The 15,733-nt window shown below is 61.7% G+C and carries 17 protein-coding genes; all 17 read right to left on the reverse strand.

Translation table 11 applies throughout. The features are described 5' to 3' along the window. Positions 1-99: 99 nt before the first annotated feature. Positions 100-1,626 carry a SulP family inorganic anion transporter gene (locus tag D886_RS0100310; protein WP_177323867.1) on the reverse strand — a complete coding sequence of 509 codons (1,527 nt, stop codon included), beginning with the start codon at positions 1,624-1,626 and terminating at the stop codon, positions 100-102. A 198-nt stretch (positions 1,627-1,824) separates the two neighbouring features. Continuing rightward, complete coding sequence (locus D886_RS0100315) at positions 1,825-2,544, reverse strand: carbonic anhydrase (protein ID WP_027591999.1); 720 nt, start codon at positions 2,542-2,544, stop codon at positions 1,825-1,827. 392 nt (positions 2,545-2,936) lie between these two features. Continuing rightward, positions 2,937-3,476, reverse strand: a complete 540-nt coding sequence (gene traF, locus D886_RS0100320) for a conjugative transfer signal peptidase TraF (protein WP_027592000.1) — start codon at positions 3,474-3,476, stop codon at positions 2,937-2,939. Then, positions 3,473-5,296 (reverse strand): type IV secretory system conjugative DNA transfer family protein, encoded by a 1,824-nt coding sequence (locus D886_RS0100325; RefSeq protein WP_027592001.1) that lies wholly within the window; start codon positions 5,294-5,296, stop codon positions 3,473-3,475. Before D886_RS0100325 ends, traF begins: the two co-directional genes overlap by 4 nt. Positions 5,297-5,341: 45 nt before the next feature. Continuing rightward, positions 5,342-5,881 (reverse strand): IncP plasmid survival protein KfrC family protein, encoded by a 540-nt coding sequence (locus tag D886_RS26660; RefSeq protein ID WP_143491050.1) that lies wholly within the window; start codon positions 5,879-5,881, stop codon positions 5,342-5,344. Between the two features lie 11 nt (positions 5,882-5,892). After that, complete coding sequence (locus D886_RS0100335; protein WP_027592002.1) at positions 5,893-6,603, reverse strand: TraX family protein; 711 nt, start codon at positions 6,601-6,603, stop codon at positions 5,893-5,895. Positions 6,604-6,608: 5 nt separating this feature from the next. Then, positions 6,609-8,303 carry a DUF2235 domain-containing protein gene (locus tag D886_RS26665; protein WP_081717433.1) on the reverse strand — a complete coding sequence of 565 codons (1,695 nt, stop codon included), beginning with the start codon at positions 8,301-8,303 and terminating at the stop codon, positions 6,609-6,611. 68 nt (positions 8,304-8,371) lie between these two features. Beyond that, positions 8,372-9,076, reverse strand: coding sequence for a hypothetical protein (locus D886_RS0100345; RefSeq protein WP_155951405.1), 705 nt, complete (start codon positions 9,074-9,076; stop codon positions 8,372-8,374). Continuing rightward, positions 9,076-9,681 carry a hypothetical protein gene (locus D886_RS0100350; protein ID WP_027592004.1) on the reverse strand — a complete coding sequence of 202 codons (606 nt, stop codon included), beginning with the start codon at positions 9,679-9,681 and terminating at the stop codon, positions 9,076-9,078. The genes D886_RS0100345 and D886_RS0100350 overlap by 1 nt, the downstream gene beginning before the upstream one ends. An 11-nt stretch (positions 9,682-9,692) precedes the next feature. Next, positions 9,693-9,995 (reverse strand): TrbM/KikA/MpfK family conjugal transfer protein, encoded by a 303-nt coding sequence (locus D886_RS0100355; RefSeq protein ID WP_027592005.1) that lies wholly within the window; start codon positions 9,993-9,995, stop codon positions 9,693-9,695. Positions 9,996-10,008: 13 nt separating this feature from the next. After that, on the reverse strand, positions 10,009-11,745 hold the full coding sequence (gene trbL, locus D886_RS0100360) for a P-type conjugative transfer protein TrbL (RefSeq protein WP_050580707.1): 1,737 nt from the start codon (positions 11,743-11,745) through the stop codon (positions 10,009-10,011). A gap of 39 nt (positions 11,746-11,784) precedes the next feature. Then, positions 11,785-11,997 carry an entry exclusion lipoprotein TrbK gene (trbK, locus tag D886_RS0100365; protein ID WP_157765530.1) on the reverse strand — a complete coding sequence of 71 codons (213 nt, stop codon included), beginning with the start codon at positions 11,995-11,997 and terminating at the stop codon, positions 11,785-11,787. A gap of 8 nt (positions 11,998-12,005) precedes the next feature. Further along, positions 12,006-12,179 (reverse strand): entry exclusion lipoprotein TrbK, encoded by a 174-nt coding sequence (gene trbK, locus D886_RS27520; RefSeq protein WP_081717434.1) that lies wholly within the window; start codon positions 12,177-12,179, stop codon positions 12,006-12,008. 12 nt (positions 12,180-12,191) lie between these two features. Then, complete coding sequence (gene trbJ / locus D886_RS0100375) at positions 12,192-12,971, reverse strand: P-type conjugative transfer protein TrbJ (protein WP_081717435.1); 780 nt, start codon at positions 12,969-12,971, stop codon at positions 12,192-12,194. A gap of 21 nt (positions 12,972-12,992) precedes the next feature. Continuing rightward, positions 12,993-14,381, reverse strand: a complete 1,389-nt coding sequence (locus tag D886_RS0100380) for a TrbI/VirB10 family protein (RefSeq protein WP_027592009.1) — start codon at positions 14,379-14,381, stop codon at positions 12,993-12,995. Positions 14,382-14,387: 6 nt separating this feature from the next. Then, positions 14,388-14,831 (reverse strand): hypothetical protein, encoded by a 444-nt coding sequence (locus tag D886_RS0100385; protein ID WP_027592010.1) that lies wholly within the window; start codon positions 14,829-14,831, stop codon positions 14,388-14,390. Between the two features lie 2 nt (positions 14,832-14,833). Then, positions 14,834-15,724 carry a P-type conjugative transfer protein TrbG gene (trbG, locus tag D886_RS0100390; RefSeq protein ID WP_027592011.1) on the reverse strand — a complete coding sequence of 297 codons (891 nt, stop codon included), beginning with the start codon at positions 15,722-15,724 and terminating at the stop codon, positions 14,834-14,836. Between the last annotated feature and the right edge of the window lie 9 nt (positions 15,725-15,733).

Here is a 15,733-nt window from a genome sequence, read left to right on the forward strand (position 1 = left end):
TGTCCCGGCCTCTTCGCGGGCAAGCCCGCTCCCACAAAGGGTATGCAATTCACCCTGTAGGAGCGGGCTTGCCCGCGAAGAGGCCAGATCAGGCAGATACTAAGCCCCAACCCCCGCCGTCGTCCGCAGCCGCCCCTCGATGCGCCGCTTCAAGCGCCGCTGCTCGATCAACAAGCGCGACCCATTGGGTGCATTGCTCCGGCCCCAGTCCTCCAGCAGTTCCAGGCATGAGTGGTCGATATAGCTGAGGTTGCCCAACGGCACATGCAAGGTGGTCCCCGCCGGCACCGTGTCCAGCACCTGGGTCAACGCCGGCACCTTGAGGAAGGTCGCAGCGCCACTCAGGCGCAGTTCCATGTGCCCAGGCTTGCCCAGGCTCACCAGGTTGATTTTCAACCGCGCCGCCTTGAAGGCCAGCTTGAGCAAGGTCAAGGCAAAGCCCAGCAGTACACCGGTCAGCAGGTCGGTGAAGATGATCGCAAGGGCCGTCGCCGCATAGGTGAACATCGGCATGCGGCCATACCGGCCCAACCCACGAAACGCCTTGAAGTCCACCAGCTTGATGCCGGTAAACACCAGCACACCCGCCAAGCTCGCCACCGGGATTTGCTGCAGCACACTGCTCAACACCACGACAAACGCCAACAGCCACAAGCCATGGAAAATCGCCGAGGCTCGGGTCTGCGCGCCGGCCTGGACATTCGCCGAGCTGCGCACGATCACCCCGGTCATCGGCAGGGCGCCGAGCACACCGCACAGCATGTTGCCGATGCCCTGGGCGGACAGTTCACGGTCGAAGTCCGAGCGCTGGCCGCTGTGCATACGGTCCACCGCGGCAGCCGACAACAGGGTCTCGGCACTGGCAATGAACGCCAGGGCGAATGCCGCCACCAGCAAGGTCGGGTCGGCCAGGTTCATCAGGTCATCCAGGCGGATCCAGTCGATGGCCTCGGAAAGGTCTGCCGGCACCTGCACCCGGTTTACCGGCAGCGCCAGCCACAGGCTGATGGCCGTCATCGCTGCTACGCCCAGCAAGGCACCGGGCACGAACCGCAGCTGTTGCGGCCGCAAGCGCTCCCAGCCCCACATGATGGCGATGGTACCCAGCCCAAGTGCACCGGCTTGCCAGCCGGCTCCTGCGCTTTCCAACGGCAGGGCTGCGGCCAGGGTTGCCGGAAACGCCAGCAGGTTCTGCATGCCCGAAGGCTGCGGCGCCGTGTCGAACATCACATGCACCTGCGACAGCACGATCAGCACACCAATACCCGCCAGCATGCCGTACACCACGGCCGGTGCCGTGACGCGGAACCAGCAGCCCAGGCGCAAGCGCCCCGCCAGCAATTGCAACAGCCCGGCCAGCAGCAGGATCGGCCCGAGCATGGCCACGCCGTGCTGGCGCACCAACTCGAACACCAGCACCGCCAAGCCGGCGGCAGGGCCACTGACTTGCAGCGGCGAGCCCGCCAGGAAGCCCACCACGACGCCACCGATAATGCCGGTGATCAGGCCCTTGGCAGGCGGCATCCCCGAGGCGATGGCGATGCCCATGCACAAGGGCAGGGCGACCAGAAATACCACCACCGACGCCAACAACTCTCGCGGCAAGGCCGCTTTCAACTGTGTCATGTTCACCGTGTTTCTCCATTTATCTGTTGCACGGCCATTCCTCTGGCCGTGAGCACGTTGGCCCCTGAAAGACGCGCAGGCGCGGGCCGCCAGCGAGCATGCCGGCAAGGCAATCAGGGAATTCAAGGCAGCCGAAGGCCGCGCCACACCCCTACAGGGTGCAGCCGGCTATCAAGGTTCTAGCGGTGGAAGGGTCGCTTAGTAGCGGCCTCTCGGGGTAGCGCAGGGGACCGGCTCGCCCGCAGCCAGGGGCAGGAAGCTGTCGCTGGCAGCGTCATAGGCTTCGATCTTGCTGGTCTCGATGTCGTAGACCCAACCGTGGATATACAGCTCACCCGCCGCCAGGCGCGAGGCGACCGAGGGGTGAGTGCGCAGGTGATGCAGCTGGGCGATGACGTTTTCTTTGGTCAGCACCTGCATGGTCTCGTGCTCGCTGCCGCAGGAGCAGTTGTTCTCAACCACGGTGCGTGCCACTTCGGCATGGCGCAGCCAGGCGGAAACCGTCGGCATCTTGGTCAGCGATTGCGGGTTGAGTACCGCACGCATCGCGCCGCAGTCCGAGTGGCCGCAGACGATGATGTGGTGTACACCCAGTGCCAGTACCGCGTATTCGATGGCGCTGGAGACGCCGCCGTTCATCTGACCATACGGGGGCACCACGTTGCCGACGTTACGGGTCACGAACAGGTCGCCTGGCGAGCTTTGGGTAATCAGCTCGGGGACGATGCGCGAGTCGGCACAGGTGATGAACATGGCGCGTGGCGTTTGCGCGGTGGCGAGCTTCTTGAACAGCTCTTGCTGCTCGGGGAAGACGTCATGGTGAAAGCGCAGAAAGCCGTCGACGATGTGCTTCAGGGCGGCATCGGCGCTCTCGGCGGGTACATCCGGAACGACCTTGGATGGGTCCTTAACGGGCATGATTCATCCTCTTGACGGTGTGAAGGTAAGTCCATTTTACCGGTGAAAGATTCAGGCTATGCAGGGATTTAGATGACGCGCACAGGCCACAGATCACAGTCTTCGTTGACTGATTGCCTACGCTAGCGGGGAAAACTTAACTGAAACTTAATTCGGAGGCTCTAGAACAGGCGTTCCAGATAGGTAAGGCGGGATTTGAATAATAGCAAAAAAACATCAATTGCCTAGTACCATTACTGTAATTATTCACTTGGATTAGTGGTACTAGGGTTACCTGTAGGCGCAGCCTTGTGCTGCGAAGAGGCCGGTAGCCGCACCAAACATCGATTGCAGGCTACCGGCCTCTTCGCAGCGCAAGGCTGCTCCTACAACGGCCCGATCGAGCTGCTCGATTACAACGGCGTTTTTCGCCACACCAGCCAAGGCTCGACCACCTCGTCCAATTGCGCTTGCGGCACGGCCCCGAAATAACGGCCATCGAACGACAAGCGGCTGTAATCGGAGAGCATCAGCACCTCGTCGCTGCCCAAGCGAAAGTGCGCCAACGGTGGCTGCGGCATGGGGCGGCCACTGGGGTCTTGCTGCAACGGCTGGCTACGCACCTGCAACTGCCCGTTGACGCTGACCCCCTCGGCAGTGATCTGCACGTCGTCACCCGATACCGCGACCAGCCGCTTGAGCAGGTGCATGTATCCCCCAGGGCAGGTTCCCCCAGCCAGGTAGCCGCGCGCGTGCGCTAGCTGAAACACAGCCTCCTGCGGCGGGCAAAACATCACCAGGTCGCCTTTTTCCGGTGCCTTGTCGACCACCCAGTAAATGCCCGGCGGAAAACTGCTGGTGACGTTGAGCCGCGCGCCGCCCCACAGCACCAGCGGCACTGCGCAAAACGCCAGAATGGCCACGACAGCGGCCACGCTCAACGGCCGTTTCATGCCGGCAACTCGATGGTGCGGTCGCTTTCACGCGGTGCCGGCACCTTGGCGCGGGCCAGGAATACCGGGTCCTGGAAATACAGCGGTTGCTTGCCATAAAACGCCGGGTAGCCTGCGCAATACACCACCATGTCGCCGGCTTCCTGGATATTGCCCTGTCCATCCTTGCGCGGGCCTGGCATGCGCAGGGCCTCGTCGGTGGTCAACAGCGGTCGCTGCACTTCCTGAAGGGTGCGCGACACCTGGCCCAGCAATGCGCTGGAACGTCGCCCGCTGGTGGTCACCTGCTCTTTGACGATGGTGGTCTGCCCGGTGAGCTTGGACAGGTGTTCCGCCGTTTCCACCCGGTTTGGCGGGTAGGCGTTCTGGATGTGGCAGTTGGAGGTGATGCTCTCGTTCTGCCCGTAGAACTCCTGCAACTGCGACAAATCTTGGATGATCAGGTAGCACTTGATGCCATAACCGGCCACGAAGGCCAGCGACTCCTGCATGATGTCGAGCTTGCCCAGGCTCGGGAACTCGTCGAGCATCATCAGCAGCCGGTGCTTGTAGTGCGCCTTGGGCCGGCCGTCCTCGAAGTCCATCTTGTCGGCCAGCAAGCGCACGATCATGTTCACCAGGATGCGCACCAAGGGGCGCAAGCGCGCCTTGTCGTTGGGCTGGGTGATGATGAACAGGCTGACCGGGTCGTCGTGGTTCATCAGGTCGCGGATCTTGAACTCCGAGCGGCTCACGTTACGCGCCACGATCGGGTCGCGGAACAGCGACAGGTACGATTTGGCGGTCGACAGCACCGAGCCGGCCTCTTCGGCAGGCCGGTCGAGCATGTCACGTGCAGCCGACCCCACCAGCGGGTGGTTTTCGCCATCGAGGTGGCCGTAGTGGGTCATTTCCGCCCACAGCTCGCTGATTGGCCGCGACGGGTCGGCGAGCATGGCGTCCAGCGCCGGCAGGCTGGCGACACCGCCCTCGTCCTGTGAGCGGTAGCACAGGTGCAGGATGCAACCCACCAGCATCGCCTGCGAGGTCTTCTGCCAGTGGTCGTTGAGGCCCTTGCCGTCCGGGTCGACGATCAGCGTGGCCAGGTTCTGCACATCGCCCACTTCAAACTCGGTGCCCAAGCGGATTTCTTCCAGCGGGTTCCAGCCCACGCAGCCATTGGCGGTGGCCGGCTCGAAACGCAATACCCGGTTGCCCGCATGCTGCTGGCGCCAGCCAGCGGTGAGCGCCCAGAGTTCGCCCTTGAGGTCGGTGATCACCGCGCTGTGCTTCCACGACAGCAACGTCGGGATCACCAGGCCAACGCCCTTACCGCTGCGCGTCGGGGCGAAGGTGAGGATGTGCTCCGGGCCGTTGTGGCGCAGGTAATGCAGCTTGTTGCGCTTGTCCAGCCAGGCGCCTACGTACACGCCATCATCAGCCAACAGGCCGGCGCTCTCGATATCCTTGCGCTCGCCCCAACGCGCAGAGCCATGAAGGAACTGATTGGCCTTGGAGCTGTTGCTGCTGATCATGCGGATCACGACCATCGCCATCATGCCGACGCCGCTGACCAGAACCCCCAGGGACCCGGCGCGCAGCAGGGTGTCCTGGTACTGATCGGACCAGTTGGCGGCCCACACCAGAATCATCCATGGGGCGTAGACGCCGTTCAGGTTGGCCCCCAACGCCGCATGGTTATTGAACAGGTAGGCGAAGTACTGGGTGGCAGTAGCCAGGCCGGCCAGCAGACAGAAAATGGCCAGGATGGCCTGCCCCGTGTTGCCGCCACTGCGCTGGCCGCCGCGGATCTGCGGGCCCACAGCGTTGTTATGTTTCATGGGTTCGCTCCGTGAACGAAAGGATGGGATAGGGAAGGTGCTGGTTCATGGCGAGGTTGTGCGCGAACGCCCGATGTCCTGGGCCTGGGTACGCCGCTGCGCCTCAGAAAGCGTGCGCTCGGCCTGACGTTGCAAGCTCCATTGCTCGACCAGCTCTGGCTGCTCGGCACGCAGTTGGCGCACCGCCAACTCCTCGATGCGTGGGGTGTACAGGCCCATGCCGTGGTGCAGCTCCTGCACCCGCTCCAGGCGGCCTTGCAGTTGCTGCAGCCGCGCCTGGCAACGCTGGTTGCCCTGCTCCCAGGCGGCGCGAGTGGAAGGCAGGGCCAGCCAGCCCGGGCGTGAGGCCTGGTTCTGCTGCAATTGCGCCTGCTGGCGGTCCAGCATGGCTTCCAGGCGCTGCTCGAGGGCCTCGGCCTGCTCGGCCTTCTGCTCGACGCACTCGCCAAGGGCCTGGTTGTAGCGCGCTTGCACCGGGCTGGCGTCCAGCAGCGCGGTCTGCTCGGCGGCCAGCGCCTGAGCCTGCGCCTCCAATGCCTGCCCGGCATCGTCGAGCGGCGGCTTGGGCGGTTTAGGCTCGTTCATGGGCATCTGCTTCATATCAGGAAGAGGTATCCGGCCTTGGCCATCGGGATGCGAATCAGCCACAGCGCCAGCAGGTGCAGCGGGTAATAGGCGTAGAACAGCCAGCGCCAGCGTGGCAGGTCAGGCCTGACCCAGCGGGCGGCCAGCAGCACCGGCAACGCGGCCAGCGCCCAGGCATTGCCGTTGATCGGCGTTAACGCCGCAAGCGCAAGCACGGCCCCCACGGCAGCCAGCAGGTTCGGGCGCCGCACGTACCAACCCACACACAGCCCCAGCAGCACGGCCGGCCACCAGAATTCGACCCAGGCACCGCCCACGACCACCACCAGTAACGCCAGCCCCCAGAACAGCGGCCGCCCTTGCGCAGCACGGTCGCAGGCCTCGGTCGCCAGGGTAATCACCAGCAACGTGAAGAGGATGTTCAGCGGGTAGCCGCCGTACAGCAGCCCCCCGAGGGCAATGAACGGCGGCGTCGCCAACACCCCGAACAGAAACAGGCGCAGCGCAGTGCGCCGGTAAGCTCCATTTTCCACTGTTCCCGGCCGCGCCAGGTTGTACGCCAGCACGACCACGAACAGCGGCATCGCCAAGCGCCCTGCCTCGAACAAGTAAGGCAGGGTCTCGTTGAACAGGTACTTGTTCACGTGGTCGCCGGTCATCAGCAACAGCGCCAGCCACTTCAGCGCTTCTACCGTACCGTCGGCGAGTTGCAGGCGCGGCATCGAAATCACCGACGCATGGCCTGGGAAAGCCCGGTATCGAGCTCCAGCTTCGGCGCCACATCACGGGCTAGGTCGCCGATGCCTTTCTCGTGGACAATCGCCGTGCTCTTGCCTACCTGGAAGTTGCGGCTCGGGTCGACGTCACGGCGGTCATGAATGACGAACTGGTCGGTCTGGCCGACCTTCTGCAGGATGTGATGGTCGTCCATGTCGACGACCATCCCGCTGACCGCCTTGCGCCCGCTCTCTGAAGCTTCGCCGATACTGGCCGAGGGGTTGAGGTCGCGCGCTTTGTCTTCCATGGCCTTGAACGAGTCGCTGCGCTGCTGGGCCTGCGGGTCTTGCTGCTGGCCCTGCTTGGCGCCCTCAGGGACTGGCACCGCTTGCAGGTTCAGGCTCTCGATATAACCAGCGCTGGGCCGTGAAGCCGTAAGCTCGCCAGACAGCGTAGCCACTTGCTGCTGTGAAGTGGCGGCCCTTTCCGACATGAGCTCGGCATACAGCCCTTTGCCCTCTTCTATCGCCTGCTCGCGCGTGTCAATGCCCAGGAAGCGTTTCGAAGCGGACAAGGCATCTTGCCCCAGCGATTTAAGACGATCACCGATCCCCTCAACGGCTCTGGAAACGCTGTTGCGGCTAAGCCGATCATCGTTCTCGAAGATTACCCCGCGGCCATTGGTCTCGTGATCGAAGGGGCGAGCCTGGCGGTCAAAGACGTTGATCATGCCGCGTTCCATCGGGAAGGGCATATTGTCCACTGTCTGGAACGAGCCATCCGCGTTGCGGCTGAACGCGTTCTCACCCTTCAACAGGCGCGAGTCGATGAGCGCTTGCTCAACTTTCTCCGGGCTTTTGATCAACGTGTTGTACTGCTCGATGCGCTGAACATCCTCCTGCTGCATCGGCTTCATTTCTATACCGGCCGACTGCAGGCGATCGTGCATCACCGCCAATGGCCCGGCTGCCAGCACATCGTCCTTGTAACCACCGCCGACCTGCGAATGCGCGCCGGCAAACTTCAACTCCTCGATGCGCGAGTTGTCGTCGTTACGCAGGGCACTGGTCAGGGGGAACGTGTCGCGGTACTCGTTCATCGCCACCAGGTGGGTGGTCGAATCGATGTTCTTGCTGATCTCCAGGTTCTTGCCCAGATGGGTATCGGTATTCGACAAACCGTCAGTGGCGACCGTGTCGAAGATACCCAGCTTGTTGACGTGCGCCTGGCCTGGGGGAATCAAGTATTCCCCGGTCGCTTTGCCCTGGTCATCGAGTTTGGGGACGCCACGTTCGATGAACTCGTTGGCCAAGGCGCGGGACTGCGATGCACCGCGGCTGAAGCCGACAATGTTGACGTCGATCTGCTGGTCCGGGTACTTGTTGTGAAAGGCCACGATGGAGTCGTAGGCCTGGTCGATACGCTCCTGGGCACCCCGGCCGGTTGCGCCTTCGAGCAGCGAACGCCCGCTGGTACTGGATTGGCTGCCAACACCATCGAAGTAGATCTTCTCCGATTGGCCGGAGCGCTCCTTGGCGTCGTACTGCTGCGGTTCATGCCCCGAGTTGCGCGCCAGGTTGGTACCTTTGGCGGTGTCCAGGTCATACAGGCGGGCAACGTTGGTCTGCGTGCCTTCAGGTGTATTCAGGTCTTTATTGTTACCGGTGCCGTCGAAGTACACCGTAAAACGCATTGCATCGCTCATTTCATATCCCTATGGATCATCCCGCCGCCAGGACAGGACGAACGCTCCAAGACATTCTCGAACCCGTATCAGGCACCCGGTTTGTTTAGGGTCACGATCAGATCGTGGACACCATCACCGGCGCTTCGGGTGTAGCGTTCAAAGAATGCTTCGCCCAAGTTCAAGAGTGGGGACCCTCGCAGCGACTGCCCTGCAGCACGGATCGCCAAAGCACCAAAGCTTTCGCCCATGGCGGCAACACTCTTGGTGCGGTCAGCGGGATTGTCGTAAGGCTTCTGGTACCAGGTCGAAATCTGATACTCGACGTTCTGCGCCTCCAGTGCCTCATTGAGGTGTTTGGCCAGCGCGAAGAGCGATTCCTTGATCAGGGTGGGGTCTATTCCCTCAGCCTTCATAACCGCTTCTACGGGTAGGGCAGCAGCGCCAATCAAGTCCTCATGGGTATAACCCTTCATCGGCGGGAACACGCCTTCGGGGAGTTTCATGCCCGGGGTGTAGGGCTGGTACTGGCCTTGATTGTCTTGCATGGAAAGCTCCTTGGCTTGAAGTTCAGAAGAGGTGGCAGGCAGGAGCATGCACGCTCCCAGCACGAGGGGTACGAGCGCGCCAAGGCGCAGCCGCGGCCAGAGGCGGCTGGGGCGGCGCGATGCCTTGTCGGTAACGGCAGTGCCCATACCGAGAGTGGGTAGGTTCAATCTTTCTCTCCTTGCATCCGCCTCGCGGCGGGTCCCTGTATCGTTTCGAGATGCGGCTAATGTGACCAGCGAATCCATCATTTGCTCCCCATCACCAACCCCCGGGGCACATAGGCTGACGTGCCCACGGGTTGCGGCATGACCGGCTGCTGCACGACAGCCGCCTTCACCGCCTGCGCGGTGTCGACCACTGCCACGGACGCCTCGGCCGGCGCGCCGGAGAATACCGCGCTCTGCGCTACCTGCTGCGTGGCAAAGCGGGCATCCAGCCAATCGGCCCAGTAGACGGCGCGGCGCATGATCTGTTGGCGGTAGCGCGCATTGATGGCGGGGGTGCGCGAGTGGTAATTCGCTACTCGCGTCCACAAGTCGCCGCGGTCATTGCGCACGTGGCCACGGATGCGCCAGGCGGCCAGCTCGTAGGAGTAGCAGCCGCCTTGCTCGACATCCTCAGGGGTGATGCCGTAGCGCGAGAGCTCGCGCAGGTAGGCGGTGTTGAACTGCATGGGGCCGACGTCGTAGGTGCCATTGTGGTTGCGCACCCACTGGCCAGGCTTGCCACCTTCCTGGCCGGACACAGCCAGGACGATGTTCACCGGCAGCTCGTATTTGACCGCCGCCATGATCGAGCAGGCGATGGGTTCGCTCAGGGCCGGGGGCGGAACGTCAGCGACAAATGGCATCGTGGCGCGCCTCAGATGACCTTGCCGAACTTGTTGTTGATCGACTTGGTTTTTTGCGGGTCGGCGGCCTCGCATTTGTCGAGGAAGGACTGGCGAGCGTCCGAGGTCTGGCTCAGCTTGATCTTGCCCTTCTTCTTTTTGACGATGCTGAAGTAGTCATTGACCGGGCCACTGCAGTTATCGACCACACCCGCCCCCTTGAGCTTGCCCCACATGCACAGGACAGTGGCGCACGGGTCTTTGGCCTGGGCGGGTAGGGCGACGGCGAAACTGACGGCCAGCACGACGGCTGGGAGAACTTTTGCGGTAGTCATATGCACTCCTTGTTCAACTTCTTTCCTGTTTGCTGTCGCGGAAATCCGCCACTTCGGAAGCTGGATCGAAATTACGGCTGGTCGAGCTCGTATTCAGGTTCGAGCTTGCGCGGCTGGAGCCTGGGTTCGAAATCTCAGCAGCGAGCCGCCCGGCTGCTGTCTGATCGATACGCGCCTGGGCCATGCGCCCGACGCCAGCAGCCAGGTTCGCGCCCATGTCCAAGGCAATACGGCCCGCATTGCCTAGCTTGCTGGCAGAGGCTGAGCCCCCACCTGAACCCGTGGTCGTTTTGGCACCACTTTGTTCACCGGATTGGCTACCGGAGCCGGAATCAGCGACGCGCGCGCTGGCTTCACCGCCACCCGACGATTGCCCGCCCCCACTTTCCGCTCCACTGCTGCCAGATGGGTCCATTGAGCCAGAGGAACCTCCTCCGGACTCACCGCCGGACCCGCTCTCAGATTCCGACGATTGCGCTGCTCCACCGCCAGAGGATTGGCCGCCAGCAGAGGACATCGCTGCCATCGCCGAGCTTGCTACGCCACCGTCCATACCCCCGGACGCAGCGCTGGCAAGGCCCATTGCGGAGCTCAATGGGCTTGCACTGCTACCGCTGCCACCGTTGCTGCTGCCACTGCTTCCACCGCCACCAAACATCCCGGACATGCGTGAAACAATGTCAGAGCCCGACGCCACGTTCGACTGGGCGCTCTTGAAGGCTGAATACATGGATTGTGCACCGCCTGCAGCGTTGGCCATCCCGGATGCAATCGCCGATGCGCCACCGCTCATTATCGATGCACCTGCCGAAGCAGCCATTGCAGCAGCACCCGCCAGTGTTGCAATACCCATCGTGTTGCCAATACCGCCGCCGCCTACGCTCGATCCGTTGATGATGCCTGCCAAGACGGGCGGGATCTTGGCGACGAGCGCCATCAGGACTACGCAACACACAAGCAATGCCGCCATCGCTTTGAGGTTGGTGCCATTGATGTCAGCCGACAGCGCTGCGTAGTACTGGTCAAGGAACGTCTTGCCAACGGACAGCAGCAGCAACATCGCAAGAATCTGGACAGCCATCCCCAGCACAGTCTTGAAATAGTTGATCGCCATATCCGATGTCCAACGGGCACCGCCGAACCCCAGGAAGAATATGCCTGCGTAGGCCAGTACCCAGGCCGAGACCGTCAACAGCAACATATTGATGGCTATCACGACCAAGACCATCAAAATCGCCAAGCCCATGACTACGCCCGCGATACTGAAGGCAATCTTGCTGGGCCACATCGACATGTTGTCGACGATCTTGCCGAAGATATCGAAGCCCAGCTGGACGATTTCCGATGGGCTCAGCCCGAACTTGTCGTTATAGACCGGTAGCCCGCCTGCCTGTGAGCCCAGCTTGGAGAGCGACTTGACCAACGAGTCGGCGAAATTCGGGCCGTTGGTGAGGAGCCAAAAGTAAAAACCGACAAACATGATGAAGCGCAGCATCTCGGCGAAGAACTCACCAATGTCAGCTTTACGCAATGCCATCAGGCCAAACGTCCAGACCATGCTGATGACAGCCAGAGTCCAGAATAAGCGCGTTGCGGCCTGCAGGATAATGGTTCGCCATCCTTTGGCCGCATCGCTGAAGCGCTGAAGAATGGTATCGAAGAAGCCAATGTCAGGGGCCGAGTCCGCCGCATTGGCGTGTACAGCCAGAAGCAGTAATGCAGCCCCCAACACCAGGGAGGCCACGGACATAGATCCATTCTTGAGTTTCATAGCTTCCATTCAATCCGATCAGAAGGTCTGGGGCACACGATGCTTGTAACCACCACGGGTCATGCAACGCTCCACCAACGAGTCCCGGGTCTTGCCAGCCGCAAGTGTCTTCCAGTACTGCGGCGTGCACGTTTCCGAGCTCGCTTCTATCAGCTGCTCCTCTTTTTCCAGGCATCCCGCCAGCAGTGCTGCACCCAGCAGCACTAGCCAGCGGAACCGGATCGCGAACACGTGACGTATCACCGCGTCATGCACCCTTCTACCAAGGTGTCGCGTTTGGCATCCTCAGGCAGCGTACGGACATGGTCGGGGGCGCAGTTCTTGTCATTGACCTCGTAGTCGGCGTTATTGCCGCAGGCGCTCAGCGCAAATACGGCCATCAGCGTGGCTACAGACTGTACGATCATCTTCATAGTGTTTATTCCTTACCAAGTTTGTGGGCTGGTTTTCTTGAAACTACCGCTGGTCATGTTGCGCTCCGCTGCGGTGTCTCGCGCTTGCTGGTCCTGCTCTGCGGCCGCTTTCGCAGCCATTGCATTTTGCTGGGCGAGCATCAGGCCACGAATCTGCAGCAGCTGATTCGCCTGTTGGCTGGCAATCTGGCTCGCATACTGAATCGCCTTGACCTGGCCATCTGCAGTGCTGGCTGCGCCCTGAAGCTGCTCAAGCCGTCGTGCGTCAGACTTAAGGTTTTCCTGTTGCTGGGCAATGCCCTTGAACATCGCAGCGTTGGCCTCTTTTTGCGCCTCAGAATGCGTGTCTTCAACGCGCTCGATGGCCGCTTTTTCGCTCTCTGAACACCCGCCCAACTGGAAGCAGGAAGAGCTGCGATAGTAATTAACGTCCTGGAACTTACTCAGGTAGGAATCCAGGCTTCCCGCTTGAGCTGTGTAGTAGTTGAGCATGTCCTGAGCTTGCATCAACTTGTTTATCGTCGAGTTCGCCTGATCCCAGATGTAGGCGGCGGGTGCCGTCGTGTTCTTGATCATGTTCTCGTACTGTTCCAGCTGGGTCGTGTACTGATCGATCTGCGTTTTGTATTCCTGAAGCTGCTTGGCGGTCTGGGCAATGTTCTCGGCTACGCCCAGCTGGCTGATCGCAGCGTGTACTCCATCAACCACAGGAATACCGGCGTGAGCCTGCAGGGTGAAGCCAATGCCGGCCAATAGCGCAATGGCGGGTTTCAACAAAGGCATGTGCGTCATACTGCTCTCCTTGGCATGTGCTTAGTAATCGAAGGACTGGTAGGGCTTCGAGAACGTCAGGTCCTTGGTCACCATCACGTTGAAGCGATAGCCCGGACGGATTTCGAGGGTCGGCGCGATGTTCAGGTTTTTGGCGATCATTTGCGCGGTCACCTGCCCCAACTGCTGGCCAAGCGCCTCGCTCATGGCACTGCTGGCCGACTCACGGTCGCTTTCATTGCTGTTGCCGCGGTCTTGGCTGAGGCTGACACCGGCCACGATGCCAGACATCAACAACGCCGAGCCAAAGACTCTTACATAGTGGTTGTTGACCTTATCGTTGAAGCCCGAATAACCGGCGCTGTCGCTGCCAGGCATCGAACCGATATCCATCGCTTTGCCGTCAGGGAAGATGATGCGCTGCCATGCCACCAGCACCCGCGACTGGCCGTAGTCCACGCTGCTGGAGTAGGAGCCGACCAGGCGCGAGCCCTGAGGCAGCAGCACATGCTTACCTGTAGAGGTGTCGTACACAGCCTGCGATATTTGAGCGATGATCTGCCCAGGCAAGTCGGAATTGATGCCCGAAATCATCGTGGCAGGGATTACATAGCCGGCGCGCAGTTCATAAGGGCTACGCGGTGCCTGAACGGCCGCCTCCATACGCCAACGGTCGCTGTCGCCAGCGCTGTCGAACTGGTTATAGTCCTTCCCGCCGTTAGCAGATGCTGTCAACAGAAACGGTGAATCACCCTGCTCTGCGTGCGCCACGCCACCCCCGCCTGAGCCAATGGCACGCAGTTCGGCCATGCGCGCTTTGTACGCAGCGGTCGGGTCATTGCGTGATTCCTCCTGCAGACGCTGTCGGGCAGCGGCGATGCGGGCCAGGGCATCCTGCTGGCTGACCGGGTCGCCTGCGGCACCTGCGCTCGAGCCAGCGCTACGCGGCGCATCGACCCGTACGGTACTGTGTGCGCGAACGGCTTCCTGGAACTGCTGCGCCTTCATCCGACGAATGCGCTCCACCTCTTCAGCGTCGACGTTCGGTGGCAGCTCACGCGGCGGGAGTGGCGGCGCATCGAGGTTGCTGGGGCGCACCACTTGCAAGCCGGACGGTTGCGGCACTGGCGTATCATCCAATGTGGGCAAAACCGGCGGCTCCGCTTTGCTGGGGATGATGCCATCCTGGTCCATGCCGTTGATCTGCTGGGCAAACACGCTGCTGTTGCCGGCCTTCTCGGTTTTTGTATCCTCCGGCTGATCCTGCTGGTCCGCTCGGTCCGCGGCCACGAGTAACATGATCAGCAGGAACACCATGGCGGCGCCGCCGATGAGGTACATCGGCCAGTTGTTGACCCGGCGCACACCGCTCTTGCGGTTCAGCTTGCCGGGCGATGCATCGGGAGACATGACATCGTTGCTGCTACTCATCGTTCGTCACTCCTTGCGCACCCAGGCTCCAGCAGGCAGCACGCGGCCGCTTTGCACCGCATAGACGCGGCTCAAGGACTCACGCCCGACCAACAAGGTGACGCGCAACAGCTCGCTATCCTTGGGCATGTCGAGGACGTAATTGACCGCAAGCGGCACTGCCGTGCCAGTCGGCGCTGGCGCCGGTTGAGCTTCGGGGTTGAATTCCTGCACCGAGAAGCCCGATGCACGCAATGCAGTCACCAAGGATGCGCCGTAGCTGTCGGAGGTTTTCTGGTTGACCCGTAGCCGCGTACTGGCCGGCGGGTGCACTACCGCCAACTGGCGAGCGGTGGCACTGGCCAACTGTTGGTTGATCGCTGGCGTGGCGCGTTCGGCAAAGTTGCCATAGGGGCCATTGGCACACGCCGCAAGCCAAAGGCAGGCAAAAGGTGCGATCCATGCTCGCATCGTTATTTACCCCTCTGAATGGTGACGCGGTCTTGCGACTTGCCGACGCCGGCAATCAGGATGGCCTTGTCGAAAACGGTGTCGACGATGTAACGGTCGCCCTGAACGCGGTAGTTGACCATCACGGTCTCGTCATCCGTGAACCAGCCGCCTTCCTTGCGCACTACTACCAAGGCCGGTGCTTCGGTCTGAGCCATGGTGCGTGGCATCTGGATGATCGTCTTGCTGCCGTCGTTGTAAACACGCACCGGTTTCCAGGAGGTTTCACCACTGACGCTGTAGTCGAAGTTCAAGTTGCCCAGGTATTCGCCGGTCTCCGGGATGGTCGCCTTGCGGCGCTCGGTGGTTTCGCGGTTCTTGATCAGGTTCCACTTCGCCAGCGCTTCTTCCGGGTAGGTGAAGGCGACTTGCGGCATGTACTCGGTACGGTGCGAACGCAGCTTGAAGTGGTAGGTGCGACGGTTGGTGGTGACCACCAACGAGGTTTCCAGGCCGACATCCATCGGCTTGATGATCAGGTGCTGAACTTCGCTCTCACCCACGCCGGTAATCGCAGGCTCGACCGTCCAGCGCGCGGTGTCGCCGAGGTTGATCGAGTTGACCTGTTCACCCGCCTGCAAGGCGATGTCGCAGACCTGCAGCACGGCGCAGACGATGCTCGGTTGCTGAGCGCCGAAAATGAAGCGGGCGGTGCCGTCGCCACCGTCTACCGGTTTGATGCCAGTGGCACTGGCTTTCTGCCAACGCTGGGAAATCGCCAGCGCAGCCTTTTCCTGAGGAGTCAGGGTTGGGTTGGCATCGGAGAAATACAGATCGGCGGCATTGGTGCCCGGCGCAGCCTGCGCAAGCGCGGGCAAGAGCGCCGCAAGCATGGCGCAAAGGTAACGGTTCATGGTCGATCC

The sequence above is a fragment of the Pseudomonas sp. LAIL14HWK12:I7 genome, assembly GCF_000483465.1.
GTDB classification, from domain to species: domain Bacteria; phylum Pseudomonadota; class Gammaproteobacteria; order Pseudomonadales; family Pseudomonadaceae; genus Aquipseudomonas; species Aquipseudomonas kermanshahensis.

What these genes read in the sequence shown, in the direction of transcription:
- D886_RS0100350 (WP_027592004.1), bottom strand. Translation starts at nt 9,681, where the DNA reads ATGCCATTTGTCGCTGACGTTCCGCCCCCGGCCCTGAGCGAACCCATC.
- D886_RS0100385 (WP_027592010.1), bottom strand. Translation starts at nt 14,831, where the DNA reads ATGCGAGCATGGATCGCACCTTTTGCCTGCCTTTGGCTTGCGGCGTGT.
- D886_RS0100310 (WP_177323867.1), bottom strand. Translation starts at nt 1,626, where the DNA reads ATGACACAGTTGAAAGCGGCCTTGCCGCGAGAGTTGTTGGCGTCGGTG.
- D886_RS0100380 (WP_027592009.1), bottom strand. Translation starts at nt 14,381, where the DNA reads ATGAGTAGCAGCAACGATGTCATGTCTCCCGATGCATCGCCCGGCAAG.
- trbJ (WP_081717435.1), bottom strand. Translation starts at nt 12,971, where the DNA reads ATGACGCACATGCCTTTGTTGAAACCCGCCATTGCGCTATTGGCCGGC.
- D886_RS0100345 (WP_155951405.1), bottom strand. Translation starts at nt 9,076, where the DNA reads ATGGATTCGCTGGTCACATTAGCCGCATCTCGAAACGATACAGGGACC.
- trbL (WP_050580707.1), bottom strand. Translation starts at nt 11,745, where the DNA reads ATGTCCGTGGCCTCCCTGGTGTTGGGGGCTGCATTACTGCTTCTGGCT.
- trbK (WP_081717434.1), bottom strand. Translation starts at nt 12,179, where the DNA reads ATGAAGATGATCGTACAGTCTGTAGCCACGCTGATGGCCGTATTTGCG.
- trbG (WP_027592011.1), bottom strand. Translation starts at nt 15,724, where the DNA reads ATGAACCGTTACCTTTGCGCCATGCTTGCGGCGCTCTTGCCCGCGCTT.
- traF (WP_027592000.1), bottom strand. Translation starts at nt 3,476, where the DNA reads ATGAAACGGCCGTTGAGCGTGGCCGCTGTCGTGGCCATTCTGGCGTTT.
- D886_RS0100335 (WP_027592002.1), bottom strand. Translation starts at nt 6,603, where the DNA reads ATGCCGCGCCTGCAACTCGCCGACGGTACGGTAGAAGCGCTGAAGTGG.
- D886_RS0100315 (WP_027591999.1), bottom strand. Translation starts at nt 2,544, where the DNA reads ATGCCCGTTAAGGACCCATCCAAGGTCGTTCCGGATGTACCCGCCGAG.
- D886_RS0100325 (WP_027592001.1), bottom strand. Translation starts at nt 5,296, where the DNA reads ATGAAACATAACAACGCTGTGGGCCCGCAGATCCGCGGCGGCCAGCGC.
- D886_RS0100355 (WP_027592005.1), bottom strand. Translation starts at nt 9,995, where the DNA reads ATGACTACCGCAAAAGTTCTCCCAGCCGTCGTGCTGGCCGTCAGTTTC.
- D886_RS26660 (WP_143491050.1), bottom strand. Translation starts at nt 5,881, where the DNA reads ATGAACGAGCCTAAACCGCCCAAGCCGCCGCTCGACGATGCCGGGCAG.
- D886_RS26665 (WP_081717433.1), bottom strand. Translation starts at nt 8,303, where the DNA reads ATGAGCGATGCAATGCGTTTTACGGTGTACTTCGACGGCACCGGTAAC.